Below are 19,343 nucleotides of genomic sequence, written 5' to 3'. Positions count from 1 at the left end.
CGCTAGCGTAACAATTCCTGTATATCTTCTGTGGAAAGCGATTTCACAAAGCTCTCTTCTGTGGTGATCAATGTAGAAGATATTGCTTTCTTGCGGTTTTGAAGTGCTAATATCTTCTCTTCGACGGTATCCTTACTAATGAATTTATAGATAAATACATTTTTCGTTTGTCCGATGCGATGTGAGCGGTCTACAGCCTGCTGTTCTACAGCAGGATTCCACCAAGGGTCTAGAATGAATACGTAATCGGCTTCGGTTAGGTTAAGGCCTACGCCTCCGGCCTTGATAGAGATTAGGAAGAGATTCGTGCCCGGGTTCTCTTTGAACGTAGAAACGGCTTCAGCACGATCGCGGGTGCTGCCATCCAGATAGGCATAGGACATGTTCTTCGCTTCGAAATACGTTCTAAACAAATGCAGGTGTTTTACGAATTGCGAAAAAATGAGCACTTTATGTCCTTCTGCCGAAACGGAGTTGATCATTTCGACCACCGTTTCAAATTTTCCCGACGGAAGCGCGTGGTCCTCGCCAAGCATGTGCGGGTGATTGGCAATCTGCCGTAATTTCGTTAAACCCTGCAGCAAGATAATCTGGTTCCCCTTGCCGTTTTGCTTCAACGCATTGTCGAGTATGGCATTTCGGTATTCTGATTTGGTGCTTTCATACAGTTCCGCTTGTTCCTCAAGCATCTCACAGTAAATCGTTTGTTCCGTTTTCGGCGGTAGTTCTTTCGCGACCTGATCTTTCGTGCGGCGTAAGATAAATGGTTTGATGATCGCCTGTAGGCGGGTTGCTTTATCTTCGTCTTTCTTCTTTTCGATGGGTGTCACAAATTCCTTTTGAAAATAACTGTACGACCCCAGCAAGCCTGGGTTTGCGAAATGCATTTGCGACCAAATATCGCCTACAGAATTTTCTATTGGTGTACCACTAAGCGCTAATTTATTACGGCTTTTTAAGGCTTTAATTGCTTTGAATGATTTGGATGTTGGATTTTTAATATGCTGACTTTCATCCAGAATAATGTAGTTAAAAAAGAACTTGCTGAACAATTGTTCGTCGCTACGCGCTATGCCATAGGTGGTAATGATCAAGTCAAAATGCGAGAAGCCAAATGGGTCGCGTAATCGATTGCTCCCGGCATGGATCAGCAAACGCAGCTCCGGTGCAAATTTTTCCGCTTCTTTTTGCCAGTTATAGATGAGGGAGGTTGGGAGGATCAATAGCGATACTTTCGTTTGGTCGGTTTTATGAAGCATCTCCTTCTGCTGTTGGAGCAAAGCTAAAGTTTGTACGGTCTTACCCAAGCCCATGTCATCGGCCAGGCATCCGCCAAATTTATAATGCTGCAAAAAATGAAACCAGTTGTAGCCTGCTCGTTGGTATGCGCGGAGTTCACCTTTAAAAGACTGGGGAAGCGGGGCTTCGTCGATCTGATCGAAGTTAAGCAATTGTTCCAGTTTTCGGTGAAAAGAAATCTGCGTATGTTCTGAGATTTCATAAAGTAAGCCAATGTGCGTTTTGCTAAGCTTTAAGCTGTCTTTTCTTGTGGTAAATTGAAATAGGTGCTCGTATTGAGAGAACCATTCTTCCGGTATAATCGCGATTTCTCCAGTAGGCAGCTGAAACTCGCGAATTTTATTGAGTATATGCTCACGCAGCTCAATGAAGGGCACTTCGTGTGTTCCGAAATAGGCAACGGCATGAATGTCAAACCAATCATTTCCTTCCTCGATGCTAATTTCAAGCGTGGTCTTCCCAATGATAATACGTTTATCACCTTTTGCCTGCTTGATGAGAAAACCAACAGCCAGCAATTGTTCTTCATGGGTGTTTAGCCATTCCAAAATGCTGGCACCTTCCTGAGGAAATATATAGCTGCCAAATAAGGCATCTTTTTTTTGCAAGCCCAATTGTTCCAAGTAGCTCACCTGCTTTTGCTCCCAAGCTAATGATCGTTTTATGCGATGAAAGATGTAATCATCCGTCTCCTCGATATGTTCCAGCCTTACCGTAACGGGATACTCCGCTCCTGATGCAAATTCATAAGGCCCGTAATAGAAGGAGAGCTGAACAAACGATTGCCCTGACGAGACATAGAACAACTTTAAAAGCGGTGTCGCATTTTCTTTGTGTGTTTTGATCGTAAAGCCTTCCGCATAGACATTATGCTTTTCGATCAGCCCGGTTACAAAGGTTTCAAAGTACTTCTTCTCCGTCGAGCGTGGCACCGCGATATAGCGTTTCTGAAGGAATGGACTTAATTTTTTGCCGTCAATTTCCTGATCAAAATGGTATAGGGTGTTTTCCAGCAGCAGCCAAGCTTGTTTATTAATCACGACCTGCGCGCCTTTGTACATGAAATCCAGCCTGTTTCCTTCATACTTCAGCGTCGGGAAATAACGCGTTTCTTCGTCATTCCGTCTAAAGTGAAAGAGGATAGATGTTGGTTGTGTCGCGATCTGTAGCGGCTGATCGGCGGGATAGCCATCCTTACTCATTAGAAAGAGTGGTTTTCCGGGGAGAAGGGCCAATACCGAAAGCATTTTCTGTTCGATCTTGGGGCGAATGAAGGCAAAGATCTTTTGATCAAAGATTTTACCAAAAAAATCGACCGGTCGCATGGCCTTCTTATTGTATCGTTTGATGATATTTGTCTGCTCTATTTCATCAAGCAGTTGAATCAGTTGGCGATCGGTTTCGTCCAATGCGGCCGCAAAATCACCAGCGGTGTTGGTGAAAATACGCTTATAGCTTAATGAGTAAGAGCCGTTGGGGTTTAACTGGACGATGTGGGGTTCGATCAGAAAGCCCAAGTAAGGATGTTCTCCTAAAGCGTAAACTAATTTAAATGGTAATGTATTGTCGACCTGTTGCATTAAATGAAATAGAGCCCTAAAAAAAGGCTCTAATATACATAAATTGGAGCAAAACATCTGCTTTATCTCCAAAACAGTTGATGTTTTGTCGAACTACCGAGTAATTTCCCCTCGGAATACAAAATCTGCTGGTCCTTTCAAACGCACGTTGGTAAAATGCGAACCATTTTTATTAAAGCTGATATACAGTTGTCCGCCCAGTACGCGTATCGGAATCTCGATATCTCCTTCCCATTGTTGTTGCACTGCGACTGCCATTGCTGCTGCAGTAACGCCGGTACCACAAGCCAGCGTCTCGTCTTCCACACCGCGTTCAAACGTACGAACGAAATAGCCGTTTCCTTCCGCTTCAATAAAGTTCACGTTTATGCCCTCTTCTTTATAGCGTTCGTTATTTCGGATCCTATATCCCGCCGTGTACACATCCAGTTCGGAAAGATTCTCGACGAACGATACATAATGCGGCGAACCGGTATTCAGTACATACGCTTCACCATCGGTTGTGACCTGCTGCACATCTATCATACCCAGGTCTACCTGGTTAGCTGATATTTTGGCGTCGTGATCGCCGTCCACTGCCAAAAAGGCAGTTTCACTATTGATTATGCCTAAGTCTCTGGCAAATGCGACAATGCAACGTCCTCCATTGCCGCACATCGTTCCTTCCCGACCATCGGCATTAAAGTACAACATCTCAAAATCAAAATTTTTTATATCTTGAAGTAGCATCAGTCCGTCCGCACCTATCCCAAATTTTCGATCACAGAGCTTTTTAATAAAATCTACATCTGTGGGGCCGAATATAGCCGATCTGTTATCGATTAGGATAAAATCATTGCCAGCTCCCTGGTATTTCGAGAAAAGCAGTTTTCCGCTCATTTGCTTGAAATTTTCGATTAAAATTAATATTCTTGTTACAAAAGAAGTTTCGTTTGTTAAATGATGTTAAAAAGCTCGTATCGGCATTTTAGTTAACATTTTTTAACTGCCAAAAGTAGACACAACATTTCTAATGGTATTACATTTGACCTAACCTTTAAACAACGTAAAACTAAAGATTTTTTTTAATATAGAGATTTATAGCAAATAGTAACATGAAGAAGATAGGAGTAAGTTTATTGACGGCTTTTGTCGGTGGAGCCGTGGCAATTGGGGGGTATAAGTTTTTTGAGAACAAGCAGATGGATAAGATGACTTTCGAAGAGCAACAGAAAGTTTATTTTGCAAACAATCCAGGTGCGGAGATTGTGTCATCGACGGGGAACCCAGATTTTACACAGGCAGCAGCATCGGTGTCGCCCGGTGTAGTTCACCTTAAGGTAACGATGTCAGCTCGTAACTCGCAACGTGGCGGTGGGGGCGGTTCGCCGTTTGATATGTTCGAAGAGTTTTTTGGTATGCCGCAGCAACGACGTGCACAGCCTCGCCAGGCTATGGCATCGGGGTCGGGGGTGCTGGTGTCTCCCGATGGATATATCGTGACAAATAACCACGTCGTGGAAGACGCGGATAAAATAGAAGTGCAGTTGACGGACCAACGTACATTAGAAGCGAAAGTTATTGGTCGTGATCCGGATTTTGATCTGGCACTCGTGAAGGTAAATGCAAAGGATCTGCCGTTTGTGAAATTCGGTGATTCGGATAATGTACGGATCGGCGAGTGGGTGTTAGCAGTTGGTTATCCGTTAAGTTTACAATCAACTGTGACGGCAGGTATTGTCAGCGCAAAAGGCCGTCAGATCGGTATTTTAGGTGAGCAGGGTCAGGGGCAAGGATCGCCTTACGGCTACGGACAGCCGCAGGAGCCGCTGGTACGTACCGCTGTAGAGTCGTTTATCCAGACCGATGCTGTTATTAACAAGGGTAATAGTGGTGGAGCGCTAGTTAACGCGCAAGGCGAATTGATCGGTATCAATGCTGCGATTGCTTCTCCAACAGGTGTGTATGCCGGCTATGGCTTTGCGATCCCTGTGAATTTGGTTAAAAAGATCGTTAACGATTTCAAAAAATTCGGAGCGGTACAGCGCGGTTATGTGGGCATCAACTTCCGCGAAATGGATGCGAGTATCCGTAAAGAATTTAATCTCGAGGATGTTAATGGTTTGTACGTCTTTGACACGGTTAAAGATGGTGCTGCAGCGGCAGCAGGGATCAAGAAGGGTGATATTATCACTAAAATTGATGGAGCTACCATTTTGTCTTCAGCAGACTTGCAAGAACGCGTAGCAAGGTTGAGCCCTGGCGACAAATTAAAATTGACCTACAAACGCGATGGTAAAGAGAAAGAAGTGAACCTAACGTTGAAAGCGCAAGAAACGAAGAAGTCTGCCGAAGAAGAGGCAAGCAGCAAAAGCGCGACAGAAATTTTTAACAAATTAGGAGCAAGCTTCACGCCTGCATCTGATGCACAGAAAAAGAAATTTGGCGCGAATTCAGGTGTGGTGATTACCCAAGTACACCGCGGAGGCATGTTTGAATATTTCGGTGTGGAAAAAGGGTTGGTGGTTACCCATGTAAACGGTAAGCCGGTGAATAACGTAGACGACGTAGAGTCTGCGCTAGCGAGTACAAAACGCAACATCGTCCGTATTACAGGTGTATCCGAAAGTGGAACGGTGGAATTCAACTTTCCGATTGAGTATTAATTGAAGATTTGGTTGATTAGATTAGGGGTAGATCGCGCGAGCGGTCTGCCCTTTTTATTTCCAGAATATGCTATTTTAGCCGAATGAAAATTCTAATGGTTTGCTTAGGCAATATTTGCCGTTCACCACTTGCTCACGGTATATTGGCGCACCTCGTTCGCGAGAATGGTTTGGATTGGATAGTAGAGTCTGCCGGTACGGGTGATTGGCATATCGGGCACGCACCGGATAGGCGTTCTGTCAGCGTAGCTAAAAAATATGGCGTGGACATATCTGCACAACGTGCGCGCCATTTCGCGCAGACGTTTTTTGATCAATACGACTATATCTTTGTGATGGATGATAAGAACTACCGTGATGTGCTCTCACTTGCTCGACACGAGGCAGATCGCAACAAGGTAAAAATGTTTTTGCTGGAAGGTATTGTTCCTGATCCGTATTTTGATGAAACACAATTTGAACCCGTTTATCAGCTTATTGCAGATCGTTGCCAGGAGCTTATTGACGAGCTAAAGAGTGAACACTACCGTTAGCGGACTATCCGCTCATCTATCTGATGGCTTTTCTGGCAGGACTGCGGTCGGCCGGGCAGCTTACAGTAGAAAGTCTTTAATAATTTCCTACTTTTGTGTGCAGGCCACCCTACACGGGCTATAGCACATTAAAAATGAAAATAGCAGAAGTAAATAAAAAATGGAGTGAATTGCAGCGCACATTAGCGACGGAATTCGATATGGACACGCCAGACCTCAAGGTGGTGTTGTTTCTAATTGGTGTACAGGAGCTCGGCAAAGGACCACAAACGTTCTCCAAGCGCGAGAAAGAGGAGCTGATGCACATCGCAACCTGCCGTCTGTTCAGTGCAATGGGTTTTTATGAGCTCAGGGGGTTGGACGAGGAAGGTTGGCCACACTGGGAACTTGTTAAACCCATCCCGAACTATACGCTGTTAGAGCAGGAACTTATTATAAAGTCATTAATCGTAGACTATTTCGAAGATACGTATACCAATTAAGCAGCATGATGAATCAACATTTAAGAAAAATTTTAACCATCGTTTTTACGCTGTTTTTTGGAAGCGTAGTTTTTGCGAAGACGCCAGTCTTCCATTACGTAGTCATTAAAACAGATAAGGGTAATTGCTTATTAAAGCTCTACAATGAAACGCCTAAACACCGGGACAACTTCGTCAAATTAGTTGATAACGGCTTTTTTGATAGTCTTCTTTTCCATCGTGTCATCCACAACTTTATGGTGCAGGGCGGCGATCCAGACTCGAGATATGCAGCCGAGAAGCAAGCCCTTGGCAATGGCGGGCCGGATTATACCATTCCGGCAGAAATGCAGGAAGGGCTTATCCATAAAAAGGGGACTATTGGGGCGGCACGTGATAACAATCCCGCTAAGCAATCCTCTGGATCTCAGTTTTACCTGGTGCAGGGCCGAGTGTTTAGCAACGCAGGGCTTGATTCGCTCGAGCAATTTCGCTTGAACGGGAAGAAGCTTAGCGATGCACAGCGTAAAGCCTATACGACAGTAGGAGGTACTCCCCATTTGGATGGTAACTATACGGTTTTCGGCGAGTTACTGAACGGCGTGGAAACAATAGACAATATTGCGGCGGTAAAAACAGATGACAGCGATCGTCCGGTTCAGGATGTACGCATGTCAATGACCTTGTTGACACGTCGGGAAGCATTGAACCTGGAACGCGAGGCTGCTGGACTGCCGCCAAAGACCGATGTGATTACGCGATTTTTTGATCTGTTTTCCTCAAAAAAATATTAATGAAAATTATTACTTATAATGTGAATGGCCTACGTGCCGCTTTGAAAAAAGATTGGCTAGGCTGGGTGAAGACAGTTAATCCCGATGTTATTTGCCTGCAAGAGATCAAAGCAAGTCAAGACCAGATTCCCGAGATTTTGTTTTTAGAGGAGATGGGCTACGAGCACTACTGGTACCCAGCGCAAAAAAAGGGCTATAGTGGTACGGCTATCTTTACCAAGATCACACCAAAGCACGTCGAGTATGGATGTGGCCATGAAGACTATGACTTTGAGGGTAGGATGATTCGCGCAGATTTTGACGATGTATCCGTAATGAGCGTTTATTTTCCGTCTGGAACAACCGGTGATATTCGTCAAGATTTTAAGTATAAATTTTTAGCCGATTTTCAGGAATACAGCGATAAGCTTCTCACCGAGAAACCTAACCTGGTCATCTCGGGCGATTACAATATCTGTCATCGGGCGATCGATATCCATAACCCAAAATCAAACGCTAATAGTTCTGGCTTTTTGCCCGCGGAGCGCGAATGGATGGAAAACTTTATCCATTCAGGATATATCGATTCCTTCCGACACCTGAATCCGGATCCTCACCATTACACCTGGTGGAGCTACCGCGCGGGAGCAAGAGCGCGGAATCTGGGCTGGCGTATCGATTACAACATGATATCCAAACCGCTTGAAACGCGTTTGGTATCCGCAGCGATTATCCCTACCGCAATACACTCCGATCATTGCCCGGTATTGCTTGAGCTGCGCTAGCTCAAGCTTTTAAGAAGTTCGCGTGAAGGTAGCCGAGCATTTCGCCGTTTCCTCTACTTTGCAGGAGAGCAATGTCACGGCATGTGCCTGTAGTTGTTGCGGGCCGATTTCCTCTACCAGATAACGGGCTATATTTTCTGCTGTCGGGTTGAAGGGCACGATAACTAGGCTGTCTTCGGTAATAGCTTGCAGCTGTGGCAATAACTCATCAGCTTCCCAAATTAAAAACTTATGGTCGAAGTGCTCTTCGAGCCATGCACATAGGGTTGATTTGATCACTGAAAAATCAACCACCCTTCCAATCTCGTCCAGCTGTTCGGCGGCTATCGTAAAGTGTATACGGTAGTTATGTCCATGCAGGAAGCGGCATTTTCCTTCGTGGCCAACGACCCGGTGGCCGCAGGAAATATCGTGGTATCGTTCAGCAACTATCATGGGGCAAAGATACAAATTGATTTTTAGAGCCTCGTGTCTAAAAAAACAGCATGGCTATACTCGGAGAAGCCTTGTATAGCCATGCTGTTTTTAATCAAAGGATGTGTCGTATGCCTATTTTTGAATAAGACGCCCCGGAAACTGACTGATGTTTTCCAAGGTCAGCTGCTGCATAACTTGATAAAGCTGCGCTTTGAAGAGATTGATGGTGTGTTCTGCACCTTCGTCGCCCAAAGCACCTACGCCATACATAAATGGTCGCCCCATAAAGTTGAAGTCGGCGCCCACGGCGTGGGCTCTTGCCAAATCTACACCCGAGCGGATACCGCCATCCAGCATGATCTTAACTTTTCCGGTATACAATGGGTTTTGCGCTAAACGGATTAATGAGTTGATAGAAGATTCGCCTGCGTCAATTTGTCGACCACCGTGGTTAGACACGATAACGCCATCAACACCAATATCAATGGATGCCTGCATATCTTCTTCTGTCGTGATACCTTTCAATACCAACGGCCCCTTCCAGATGTCGCGGATTGCTTTTACCTTTTCGACGTTTACTTTCCCAGTAAACGTGCGGTTCATAAACTGCCCAAGCTGGCTGAGGTCCAGGCCTTTTTCCATATAAGGTTTGAGGGTCGCAAAAGACGGGATTCCGTGTTGCAAGGTTTTTATGCCCCACAAGGGTCTTAACATCGCTTGTACCACATTTGCTATGTTCATTTTCGGAGGCATGGACAGTCCGCTTTTAATCTCCCTGTATCGCAATCCAAAGGACGGAACGTCTACCAGCACAACCAATACTGGGCATTCTACCTCTTTCAAGCGGCGAAGGATGTCATCGCGTAACCGGTCTTCAGTAGGGTGGTAAAGTTGAAACCAAGCTTTACCATCTGAAACTTCCGCGATGCGCTCGATGCTGCTTGTAGAAACAGTACTTAGCGTATATGGGATGTCATGTTTAGCGGCTGCTTTGGCCAGAATCTCAGGTGCATTAGGCCACATTAGGCCTTGTAGGCCAATGGGAGAAATCCCAAAGGGGGCGCTGTAACGTCGCCCGAATAGTTCGACCGACATATCGATATCACCCGCGACATGTAAATATTGCGGCTTAAGTAAGATATCGTCGAAATCGCTTTCATTTCTTACGAGGTTTAACTCTTCATTGGCACCACCTTCCAAATAATCAAATGCAAATTTAGGAATTCGCGTTTTAGCCTTGCTCTTAAGATCTGCAATGGACGGATATTTTGGATTGTACTTATAGAGAATTTTCTTACTCATGTAAACGACGGTTTAAAATTTTAACAGACGAAGATACGCACTATTCGCGAAAATACCATCCTGTACCGGTAGGTATTATACGATTTGTGTAAATAGATTTTGTTATATCAAAACTTAATTCTTATCTTAGCACCGCTTATAGAGAAAGGCCGAGGGAATAGACCCGCTGAAGCCTTAGCAACCTGTCACTAGACAAGGTGCTACATTCTACTCCGGATAAGCTGGGGAAAGATAAGCTGAGATCACTAGTCCTAGTGTCCTTCTCTCCAAGCAGCAATATTTAAGGAAAGAAAAATTTAACAAACACATTTATGTTATTAACAAACAATTTAGGATATCCTCGCGTAGGTGCATTCCGCGAATTGAAGAAGGCTAATGAAGCATATTGGGCAAAGAAGATTAACGCTGATGACTTATTGCAAGCCGCGCTCAACATTCGTGAGAACAACTGGAAAACACAGCAGGATGCAGGTATCGACCTGATTCCTTCTAACGACTTTTCATTTTATGACCAAGTGTTGGATTTGTCGTTGACCGTAGGAGCTATTCCAGCACGCTATAACTCCTTATTGGACAAAATTGACCGTCAATACAATTTGGATCTGTACTTCGCCATGGCGCGGGGTTTTCAGGAGGATGGTGTTGACGTTACGGCGATGGAAATGACGAAATGGTTTGATACCAATTACCATTACATCGTACCGGAATTTACGAAAGGACAAACCTTTAAATTAACTTCGGAGAAGTTTTTAAACGAATATAACGAGGCAAAGTCATTAGGTATCGAAACAAAGCCAGTATTGATCGGGCCTATTACGTACCTGCTATTAGGAAAAGAGAAAGAGGCTGATTTCAATCGAATTGATTTGATAGATGCGCTTTTACCTGTTTACGAAGAGATTTTAACGAAATTGGCAGCAGCGGGTGCGCAGTATGTACAAATCGACGAGCCATTTTTGGCTTTGGATGTTGATGCATCAACGCGTAGTCTTTATGCGACTGTTTTCGAAAGATTGGCGGCAGCCGCGAAAGGTGTAAAATTAATTGTAGCAACTTATTTTGAAGCGCTTCGCGATAACGAAGACACAGCCGTGAACCTTCCTGTTCATGCCCTTCATCTTGACCTGGTGCGTGGTGAAAACCAATTGGATAGCGTTTTAGCAAAAGTTCCAGCGTCATTAACCCTTTCCCTTGGTGTTGTCGAAGGTAGAAACATCTGGAAAAATGACTACGAGAAGTCATTAAGTAAAATTAAGCAAGCGGTGGATGCTTTAGGTGCTGAACGCGTATGGGTCGCTCCTTCCTCATCGTTGTTGCACGTGCCTTTTGATTTGGACAATGAGGATAATGAAGAGTCGTTGCCCGCAGAAGTAAAAAACTGGTTAGCTTTTGCGAAGCAAAAACTGGCAGAAGTAAAAGATCTAGCGGTATTGGCTGATGGTGAAGTCGACTCCAAAACAGCCGAACGCTTCGAAGCGAATAAAGCTGCTGCTGAAAGTCGCCGTACCTCACCGTTGATCCACAAACCGGAAGTCAAAGAGCGTGTAAGCAACATCACAGACGAGGACGCAAAACGTACGTCGGTTTTTGCAGCGCGTAAAGAAGCACAGCAAGCGAAGTTCAACTTACCATCCTTTGCAACAACGACCATCGGTTCATTTCCACAAACCAAAGATGTGCGTAAGTGGAGAGCAGATCTTAAAAAAGGCGCTATCAGCCAAGAAGAATACGATAAAGAAATTGCGGAAGAGACAGAAAGAACGATTCGTTTGCAAGAGGAGCTAGACATCGATGTATTGGTGCATGGCGAGTTCGAGCGTAACGACATGGTCGAGTATTTCGGTGAGCAATTAGCCGGCTATGCCTTCACGAAAAATGGATGGGTGCAGTCGTACGGTTCACGTTGCGTTAAACCGCCTGTAATTTATGGAGATGTATACCGTCCGGAAGATATGACGGTGCGCTGGTCTGCCTATGCGCAATCGTTGACCAATCGTCCTGTAAAAGGAATGCTAACCGGTCCGGTTACGATCTTGCAATGGTCATTCGTTCGTAACGATCAGCCTCGCTCGACGACAACCTACCAAATTGCGTTGGCTATTTTGGATGAGGTACAGGCTTTGGAAAAAGCAGGAATCAAAATCATTCAGATCGATGAGCCTGCGATCCGTGAAGGTTTACCATTGCGTCAAGCTGATCAACAAGATTATTTAAACTGGGCGGTACGTGCTTTCCGTGTTTCATCATCCAATGTAGATGACGATACGCAAATCCATACGCACATGTGTTACTCTGAGTTTAACGATATTATTGAAGATATCGCCGCTATGGATGCTGATGTGATTACGATCGAGACTTCGCGTTCACAAATGGAGTTGTTGGATGCTTTCGCTGCTGATTTCAAATATCCAAATGATATTGGACCTGGCGTTTACGATATTCACTCGCCACGTGTGCCTAGTACCGAAGAGATGGTGAACTTATTGCGGAAGGCAAAAGCCGTAGTTCCTGCAGAGCAACTTTGGGTAAATCCAGACTGTGGTTTGAAAACGAGAGCTTGGCCAGAAACCAAAGCAGCCTTGGAATCCATGGTGGAAGCCGCAAAAATCTTGCGCGCTGAGTAAAATCAGCAATTAGAATTATAAAATAAGCGACAGCCTGAAATGTATATTTCAGGCTGTTTTTTTTAGATTAGATACAAAAAGTGTTTTGCGCGCAACATTTTCCGCACGCGGTTGTTCTTTATAAAAAAACTACGATGAAAAGATTCTCTTATTTTACCGTGTTCGCTTTTGCAATCACGATGTTAACGAGTTGTCAACTTATAGGCGATATTTTTAAAGCTGGCGTTTGGTCTGGTGTTATTCTAGTGGTCGTGGTCATCGCGATTATTGTTTGGATTATTGCAAAAGTTGCCGGAGGCGGAAAACGCTAACACGTTTACGCCTCGAAAACCAATACGACTAGCCCATTGGAGAAACTGTATATGTCGAGTTTCCCACCGAAGCAAAGTCAGGTATAAGTCGTGGCTGTCCGCACCATCTCGTCTTGACAGCCACGATGTAACATTTTTTTGACCAATCTGCTTCTCTTTTAACAGGTTTTTTACAAATAGGCATTGCCAGCATGATACAGGCTTCTTAGTTTTGTCAAGCATGTTACACAAGTTGATTCATTTTTTGGTTTTGTTGAGCTATCTAAATATCCTTGGATATGAAGCTAGCGCAAATATTCCTGAGATTGAAGATGATTATCTTTTAAATGGGGAATCCCTTTTAGAGTTTGTGCTGGATGATGTGCTTGACCTGCCGGTCAACAAAGAGACTGATGATGTAGAGATCAGGTACGAAGAGTATCGTGCCATTCCGTATTCCGATTATATCCTTCCTATTTTTGTGCTTATTTTGGGTACCCTGTTTTTGTTCAGGCCCCCAACCCAAGACCAAAAGCACCCCGTGTATGACGCGAAGAAGCGTCAAATCATTCCCGGCTATTATGCTTTTTTATATCGGTTAAAACCATTTTAATCATCGGCTATTCCGAATAGTTTCCTAATTCTAGGTTTAGCTTTGGGCATCAACGGCGAAGAGTTGATGTTAGTTCTTGGGTCTTATCCCTGTGTGATTATATGTTTTTAACAAAAAAAGTAAATGAATAAATCCTTTTTGTTTTTCCCCGTCGTGGGGATGCTGTGGCTATTTGCCAGTTGTAACGGACAAAGTGCCGAAAATAAATCTACGTCCTTACGTGAAGTCCCCGTTGGTGGTTTGTTAACCATGGATACGACTATTTATCAATATTATATAGCCGACATACAGGCCACCCGAAATGTTGAGCTGCGCTCGAGGTTAAGTGGTTTTTTGGAAGAGATCTATGTTGATGAAGGCCGAATGGTGAAAGCCGGACAGGTTCTTTTTCGGATAAATGACGAAGAGTACAGAGCGGATCATGCGAAGGCAGAAGCGGCGTTAAACACCGCAATTGCTGAAGCAAAAAAAGTGGAACTGGAAAAAGAACGCACTCAAAAACTTGTTGAAAAAGATATCGTCTCGACAACGGAACAGGAGCTTATTGCTGTGCAATATAAAGCTGCGCAATCCAAAGTTGCGCAAGCCAAGGCTGTTGTCAATCAGACTGGAACTCGCTTAGCCCGTACACTCATCAGAGCCCCATTTAGCGGACGGATCAATAGGATCTTGTTGAAAGCCGGATCACTTTTAGAAGAAGGTGCGCTTATAACAAGCCTGTCGGATGTCAGCGACTTAAATGTCTATTTCGATATTTCTGAGGCCGAATATCTCAACTTGGCTACCGACTCAACGTTTAGCAGCAGCAATTTTAAAAGGAAGGTCAAGCTGGAGTTGGCCAATGGTCAAGAATATCCGCATACGGGTGAAGCCCGTTTGGTGGATAACGCGTTCGAACCAACCACAGGTTCCATTTCATTGCGCGCCAAATTTCCGAATGAGGCCGGTTTGTTAAAACATGGCTCCTCCGGTAAAATCGCGGTGCCGATATCCACAGGTCTTACTCAATTCGTACACCAGAAGTCGGTTTTTGAAATTCAGGATAAAGCATATGTCTACGTCGTGATGGATGATGCAACCGTAAAAATGAAACCATTTATTGCCGGGCAGCGTGTGGGACATTATTATATCGTTACGGACGGTCTGGATGCAAATGACCGTATTGTGTATGAAGGCGTACAAGGCCTTCGTGACGGTATGAAAATTAAGCCCATAGCACAGAAATAGAAGGTTACACATTTTACGAGTTTTAGTCTATGTTTGAAACATACATAAGAAGGCCAGTATTATCGCTGGTCATATCCATATTTATTACTTTGCTGGGATTACTGGCATTGTTTAGCTTACCGATCACGCAGTTTCCCGATATTGTACCACCCTCTGTGGTTGTTACAGCAAACTATACGGGCGCCAATGCAGATGTAAGTACAAATGCGGTTGCCATTCCGCTTGAAAAAGCAATTAATGGTGTTGCCGGCATGACATCCATGAATACCGTGACAACCAATAACGGTACGACATTAATTCAGGTTGCATTCCAGGTCGGCGTGGATCCCGACATTGCGGCGGTTAACGTCCAGAATAGGGTTACTACCGTACTGGATGAGCTTCCGGAAGAAGTTATTCGGGCGGGTGTCACTACCGAGAAAGAAGTGAATAGTATGCTGATGTATCTTAATATCTATACATCGGATGAAACGGCTGATGAACGCTTCATTTACAACTTTACGGATATTAATATCTTAAAGGAGCTAAAACGTATCGAAGGTGTTGGTTTTGCCCAGATTATGGGGATGCGCGACTATGCCATGCGCGTTTGGTTAAAGCCAGATCGTTTGGCAGCCTATCAAATCTCTACGGATGAAGTGATCGAATCCTTGCGCAGGCAAAACATCGAAGCTGCACCCGGGCAGACCGGTATCAGTTCGGATAAGACCACCAACATGCAACAGTATGTGCTTCGCTATCCAGGGAAATTTTCCGAACCAGAAGAATATGCCAACATCGCTATTCGTGCCAATGCAGACGGCTCCATTATCCGCGTGCGTGATATTGCCGATGTAGAATTCGGCTCGCTGGATTATGAAATGGTTTCCAAAACGGACGGTCGTCCGTCAGCATCCATCATGGTAAAACAGTTGCCGGGATCGAATGCCCAAGACGTTATCCAGCGGGTAAAAGATCGCATGGAGGAATTGAAAACGACAAATTTTCCGTCGGGCATGACCTATACGATGGGCTATGACGTATCCCGCTTTTTGGACGCGTCCATTTCCAGTGTGGTGAAAACCCTGATCGAAGCCTTTATCTTGGTATTCCTCGTTGTTTTTATATTCCTACAAGATTTCCGGGCCACGATTATTCCCATCTTGGCGGTGCCTGTCTGTTTAATTGGTGCGCTGTTTTTCATGTTGATGATGGGCTTTTCCATCAACCTATTAACGTTATTTGCGCTTGTCTTGGCCATCGGTATTGTGGTCGATAACGGGATTGTGGTGGTAGAGGCCGTTTATGCAAAAATGGAGGAAGAACATCTTCAACCGATGGAAGCGACCTTAGCCGCTATTAAAGAAGTGGGCGCTGCAGTTATTGCCATCACGCTCGTGATGTCTGCCGTGTTTGTGCCGGTGGCCTTTTTATCTGGCCCCGTCGGGATATTTTACCGGCAGTTCTCCTTAACACTGGCATCCGCCATCGTGATCTCAGGAATCAATGCTCTGACGTTGACACCCGCCTTATGTGCGATTATTTTACGCTCTCCACACGATAAGAAGGAGTCTAACAGTTTACTGGCGCGATTCTTTAAAGCATTTAATGCTGCGTATGATAAGACGGCCGGACGCTACCGTAGCCTTTTAGCCAGGATCGTTGGTAGAAGGATAATAACGATTGGCTTGCTCGTGGCGTTTTTCGTGGTAACCTGGGGAGCCAGCAGTGTTTTGCCTTCCGGCTTTATTCCTACCGAAGATCAAGGTATGATTTATGTCAGCGTGACTACACCGCCCGGGGCTACTGTCGATCGGACAGAGAAAGCATTGGACGAAGTGGACGCTATCGCCCGAAATCTCGAGGCGGTTGAGACCGTATCCACGCTAGCGGGTTACAGCATACTGACGGAAGTTTCCGGTGCATCATACGGCATGGGGATGATCAATTTAAAAGCATGGGATCAGCGTGCGGAGACCGTTGACGATATGATCAATGAACTTCGGCTGAAGACCGCGCATATTGCCGATGCCGAAATTGAATTCTTTCCGCCACCCACCGTACCGGGATTTGGTAATGCTTCCGGATTTGAGTTGCGGCTATTGGATCGAAGTGGCAATGAAGATCTGGGTAAAACGGCTGAGGTGTTAGACCAGTTTTTGGCCGATTTAACGGAAACAGATGCGATAGAAAGTGCTTCCTCTGGATTCGACGTGTCCTTCCCACAGTATATGTTAAATATCGATTACGATTTAGCGGCGAAAAAAGGCATATCGGTGGAGAATGCTATGAACACGCTGCAGACCTTAATGGGCAGTTTTTATGCTACGAATTTCATTAGGTTCGGTCAGATGTACAAGGTCATGGTGCAGGCAGACCCCAATTACCGCCAGACACCGGAGGATGTTTTGAAGTTATATCTTAAAACGTCGGATGGCGAGATGGTGCCCTATTCCTCATTCATCACGATGAAACGAATCTACGGACCAGAACAGATTACCCGATACAATATGTTTACATCGGCCATGATCACCGGACAACCAGCGCCCGGCTTTAGCACCGGCCAAGCCATCGAGACCGTTTTGCGCGTAGCAGAAAACCTGCCGCAGGGGTATTCCATAGAATGGTCTGGGATGACGCGTGAGCAGGTGATCTCCGGCGACCAAGCAATCTATATATTCGCATTGTGTCTCGTTTTCGTGTATTTATTGCTTTCCGCTCAATACGAAAGTTTCTTGTTACCTCTTCCTGTCATTTTATGTTTGCCGGCGGGTGTGTTTGGATCTTTCTTGTTTTTGAAGATTTTTGGGTTGGAAAATAACATCTATGCGCAGGTGGCCCTAGTCATGCTGATTGGTTTATTGGGTAAAAATGCAATCCTGATTGTAGAATATGCGGTGTTAAAACAGAAGCAGGGCATGGGTATCATCCAGGCCTCTATCGAGGGGGCTTATGCGAGGTTGCGACCAATCTTGATGACTTCCTTTGCCTTTGTTGCCGGTTTGATTCCACTTATGGTGGCTTCCGGTGCCGGTGCCATTGGTAACCGAACCATCGGTACAGCTTCTGTCGGAGGTATGGTAATCGGTACGCTACTAGGCGTCATTATTATCCCCGGTTTATTCGTTCTGGTATCACGCGAAAAAAAGAAAAAGAAGACTATTCCGGCGGTGGCCACCCTATTGCTGTTTCTTGGCTTCGTCGTGTCCTGCAATGTTCCTAAACAGCTGGAGAAGGAACAGGTGCAATCGCTGCCTACAGCTTTTTCCCTTGACAGCTTGACTGCGGACATGGATAGTAGCACTATCGCTCACCAACCTTGGGAAGCAGTCTTTACGGATGTGCATTTGAAAATGCTTATTGACTCCGCTTTGCTGTATAATTATGATTTGCAGCAGGCCATTAAGCGTATCGAGATTGCGCAAGCAAGTTTCAAACAGCGCAAGGCGGCCCTCTTACCGAGCTTAGATTTGGCCGCGGAAGCGGGTTTGCGGAAGTATGGGTTTTATACCGAAGCCGGGATTGGTAACTACGATTCCAACTTTTCTGAAAACCTTCGGGATGATGAGAAAATTCCTGAACCGGCGGTTCCTGATTATTTCATCGGTGTGCGCGCCTCCTGGGAGCTGGATCTTTGGGGTAAGCTTAAGAGCCAGAAAAATTCTGCGTTTAACTCCTTATTGGCAGAGAATGAAGCGAGAAGGTTGATCGAGACGGAGCTGGTGACTAACGTAGCCTCTGCTTACTATGATTTGCTAAGTCTGGATGCAAAAATCAAGGTGTTTGATAGTAATATTGAACTTAACGAGCGCGCCTTGGAAATCTCCATTTTACAGAAAGAAGCTGGGCGTAAATCGGAGTTGGGTGTTCGCCAATTTACGGCAATCGTAGCTGGTGCAAAAGCGGAACGTGAAAAGGTCAAGCAAGAGATTGCAATTTTAGAAAATCATATTAATTATTTGGTAGGCCGCTACAACCAGCCGGTTGAACGTTCCGCAGACGGGTTTGCCAATAAGCGGCTGTTCGAAAAGCTGCAGGTGGGTACCCCTTTCCAGATGTTGGCTGCTCGTCCCGATATTAGGGAGGCCTCGTTTCTACTTTTGGGTGCGGAACAAGATGTTAAAGCTTCGAAGGCGTCCTTTTTGCCTACGTTGGTTTTATCTCCTTATATGGGCTTACAAACCTTTAGCTTCAGTAAGCTTGTGGACTTCGATAAATCGCTAACCTATGGTTTGCTTGGCGGGCTTACGGCGCCTCTTTTTAATCAACGGCAATTAAGAAGCCAATATGAAACGTATAAGGCTACGTACGGACTCAGCTTTCTGGAATATGAAAAGCGGGTTTTGCAAGCCTATAATGAGGTTTCCAATGCAGTAAATACACAGGAGTTTATCCTCAATAGAGAGCAGCATATTCGAGATCAAGTTGTGGCGCTGCGCGGGGCGGTCGATGCCGCCAATGAATTGTTTATAGCGGGCAGGGTGTCTTACTTAGACATCATTACAGCGCAGAAGGATGCCATCGTTGCAGAAATTGATCAGGTTGAAATTCAGAAAGAAGAACTGCTCAACGAAATCGTGATTTATAAAGCACTCGGCGGAGGTTGGCGATAAGCAAAACAGGAACGAATAATAAAACGAGCGCGGCAAAACCGCGCTCGTTTTACTTATGAGGATGATCAATAGTGGTTCAATAGCGCACTAGGAACCGCTAAACGTTCGGGAGTGTAACTCCAACTGTGTCAGTGGATAATTAATCTAACCCTAAAAGCCTCTATTGAGCTTGAGTCTATCCCCAAACCTAATGTAAAGTTGC

14 protein-coding genes and 1 riboswitch are annotated in these 19,343 nt (G+C 45.0%); of the genes, 10 read left to right on the top strand and 4 right to left on the bottom strand.

Features of this window, described 5'->3' with window-relative positions; all coding sequences use genetic code 11:
• Nucleotides 1–2: 2 nt before the first annotated feature.
• On the bottom strand, nt 3–2,879 hold the full coding sequence (locus B0I21_RS06060; RefSeq protein WP_133639587.1) for a DEAD/DEAH box helicase: 2,877 nt from the start codon (nt 2,877–2,879) through the stop codon (nt 3–5).
• A gap of 93 nt (nt 2,880–2,972) precedes the next feature.
• The gene (dapF, locus tag B0I21_RS06055; RefSeq protein ID WP_133639586.1) at nt 2,973–3,758 is read right to left on the bottom strand and encodes a diaminopimelate epimerase; all 786 of its coding nucleotides are present in this window, start codon (nt 3,756–3,758) and stop codon (nt 2,973–2,975) included.
• Between the two features lie 215 nt (nt 3,759–3,973).
• Here dapF and B0I21_RS06050 point away from each other — a divergent pair, with 215 nt between their 5' ends.
• The 5 genes from B0I21_RS06050 (at nt 3,974) to B0I21_RS06030 (ending at nt 8,076) form a co-directional block, all read left to right on the top strand.
• Nucleotides 3,974–5,524: a Do family serine endopeptidase gene (locus B0I21_RS06050; RefSeq protein WP_133639585.1), complete on the top strand. Its 1,551-nt coding sequence runs from the start codon at nt 3,974–3,976 to the stop codon at nt 5,522–5,524.
• A gap of 83 nt (nt 5,525–5,607) precedes the next feature.
• On the top strand, nt 5,608–6,057 hold the full coding sequence (locus B0I21_RS06045) for a low molecular weight protein-tyrosine-phosphatase (protein WP_133639584.1): 450 nt from the start codon (nt 5,608–5,610) through the stop codon (nt 6,055–6,057).
• A gap of 134 nt (nt 6,058–6,191) precedes the next feature.
• Complete coding sequence (locus tag B0I21_RS06040) at nt 6,192–6,539, top strand: hypothetical protein (protein WP_133639583.1); 348 nt, start codon at nt 6,192–6,194, stop codon at nt 6,537–6,539.
• A gap of 5 nt (nt 6,540–6,544) precedes the next feature.
• Entirely contained in the window at nt 6,545–7,312 is a 768-nt protein-coding gene (locus B0I21_RS06035) for a peptidylprolyl isomerase (RefSeq protein ID WP_243835963.1), read from the top strand.
• Complete coding sequence (locus tag B0I21_RS06030; RefSeq protein ID WP_133639582.1) at nt 7,312–8,076, top strand: exodeoxyribonuclease III; 765 nt, start codon at nt 7,312–7,314, stop codon at nt 8,074–8,076. The genes B0I21_RS06035 and B0I21_RS06030 overlap by 1 nt, the downstream gene beginning before the upstream one ends.
• Before the next feature lie 9 nt (nt 8,077–8,085).
• Here B0I21_RS06030 and B0I21_RS06025 read toward each other — a convergent pair whose 3' ends face one another.
• Nucleotides 8,086–8,511: a 6-pyruvoyl trahydropterin synthase family protein gene (locus B0I21_RS06025; RefSeq protein ID WP_133639581.1), complete on the bottom strand. Its 426-nt coding sequence runs from the start codon at nt 8,509–8,511 to the stop codon at nt 8,086–8,088.
• Between the two features lie 114 nt (nt 8,512–8,625).
• Entirely contained in the window at nt 8,626–9,795 is a 1,170-nt protein-coding gene (locus B0I21_RS06020) for an alpha-hydroxy acid oxidase (protein WP_133639580.1), read from the bottom strand.
• Nucleotides 9,796–9,928: 133 nt separating this feature from the next.
• Nucleotides 9,929–10,033, top strand: a riboswitch (SAM riboswitch).
• A 73-nt stretch (nt 10,034–10,106) separates the two neighbouring features.
• Here B0I21_RS06020 and metE point away from each other — a divergent pair.
• The 5 genes from metE to B0I21_RS06000 all read left to right on the top strand — a co-directional run bounded on the left by metE (nt 10,107) and on the right by B0I21_RS06000 (nt 19,141).
• The gene (gene metE, locus B0I21_RS06015; RefSeq protein ID WP_133639579.1) at nt 10,107–12,419 is read left to right on the top strand and encodes a 5-methyltetrahydropteroyltriglutamate--homocysteine S-methyltransferase; all 2,313 of its coding nucleotides are present in this window, start codon (nt 10,107–10,109) and stop codon (nt 12,417–12,419) included.
• A 134-nt stretch (nt 12,420–12,553) separates the two neighbouring features.
• Nucleotides 12,554–12,730 (top strand): hypothetical protein, encoded by a 177-nt coding sequence (locus B0I21_RS20025; protein ID WP_166637783.1) that lies wholly within the window; start codon nt 12,554–12,556, stop codon nt 12,728–12,730.
• A gap of 220 nt (nt 12,731–12,950) precedes the next feature.
• Nucleotides 12,951–13,322 (top strand): hypothetical protein, encoded by a 372-nt coding sequence (locus tag B0I21_RS06010; RefSeq protein ID WP_133639578.1) that lies wholly within the window; start codon nt 12,951–12,953, stop codon nt 13,320–13,322.
• Nucleotides 13,323–13,445: 123 nt separating this feature from the next.
• Nucleotides 13,446–14,549 (top strand): efflux RND transporter periplasmic adaptor subunit, encoded by a 1,104-nt coding sequence (locus B0I21_RS06005; protein ID WP_133639577.1) that lies wholly within the window; start codon nt 13,446–13,448, stop codon nt 14,547–14,549.
• 29 nt (nt 14,550–14,578) lie between these two features.
• The gene (locus tag B0I21_RS06000; RefSeq protein WP_133639576.1) at nt 14,579–19,141 is read left to right on the top strand and encodes an efflux RND transporter permease subunit; all 4,563 of its coding nucleotides are present in this window, start codon (nt 14,579–14,581) and stop codon (nt 19,139–19,141) included.
• Nucleotides 19,142–19,343: the final 202 nt, after the last annotated feature.

Origin of the sequence: Sphingobacterium paludis (assembly GCF_004364125.1) — a bacterium.
Classification (GTDB): domain Bacteria; phylum Bacteroidota; class Bacteroidia; order Sphingobacteriales; family Sphingobacteriaceae; genus Sphingobacterium; species Sphingobacterium paludis.
This window is presented reverse-complemented; position numbering and strand designations above follow the sequence as displayed.

Bases quoted from the DNA above. Each gene is read 5' to 3' on its own strand.
- B0I21_RS06020 (WP_133639580.1), bottom strand. From the start codon at position 9,795: ATGAGTAAGAAAATTCTCTATAAGTACAATCCAAAATATCCGTCCATT.
- metE (WP_133639579.1), top strand. From the start codon at position 10,107: ATGTTATTAACAAACAATTTAGGATATCCTCGCGTAGGTGCATTCCGC.
- B0I21_RS06060 (WP_133639587.1), bottom strand. From the start codon at position 2,879: ATGCAACAGGTCGACAATACATTACCATTTAAATTAGTTTACGCTTTA.
- B0I21_RS06050 (WP_133639585.1), top strand. From the start codon at position 3,974: ATGAAGAAGATAGGAGTAAGTTTATTGACGGCTTTTGTCGGTGGAGCC.
- B0I21_RS06040 (WP_133639583.1), top strand. From the start codon at position 6,192: ATGAAAATAGCAGAAGTAAATAAAAAATGGAGTGAATTGCAGCGCACA.
- B0I21_RS06000 (WP_133639576.1), top strand. From the start codon at position 14,579: ATGTTTGAAACATACATAAGAAGGCCAGTATTATCGCTGGTCATATCC.
- dapF (WP_133639586.1), bottom strand. From the start codon at position 3,758: ATGAGCGGAAAACTGCTTTTCTCGAAATACCAGGGAGCTGGCAATGAT.
- B0I21_RS06035 (WP_243835963.1), top strand. From the start codon at position 6,545: ATGATGAATCAACATTTAAGAAAAATTTTAACCATCGTTTTTACGCTG.
- B0I21_RS06010 (WP_133639578.1), top strand. From the start codon at position 12,951: ATGTTACACAAGTTGATTCATTTTTTGGTTTTGTTGAGCTATCTAAAT.
- B0I21_RS06030 (WP_133639582.1), top strand. From the start codon at position 7,312: ATGAAAATTATTACTTATAATGTGAATGGCCTACGTGCCGCTTTGAAA.
- B0I21_RS20025 (WP_166637783.1), top strand. From the start codon at position 12,554: ATGAAAAGATTCTCTTATTTTACCGTGTTCGCTTTTGCAATCACGATG.
- B0I21_RS06005 (WP_133639577.1), top strand. From the start codon at position 13,446: ATGAATAAATCCTTTTTGTTTTTCCCCGTCGTGGGGATGCTGTGGCTA.
- B0I21_RS06045 (WP_133639584.1), top strand. From the start codon at position 5,608: ATGAAAATTCTAATGGTTTGCTTAGGCAATATTTGCCGTTCACCACTT.
- B0I21_RS06025 (WP_133639581.1), bottom strand. From the start codon at position 8,511: ATGATAGTTGCTGAACGATACCACGATATTTCCTGCGGCCACCGGGTC.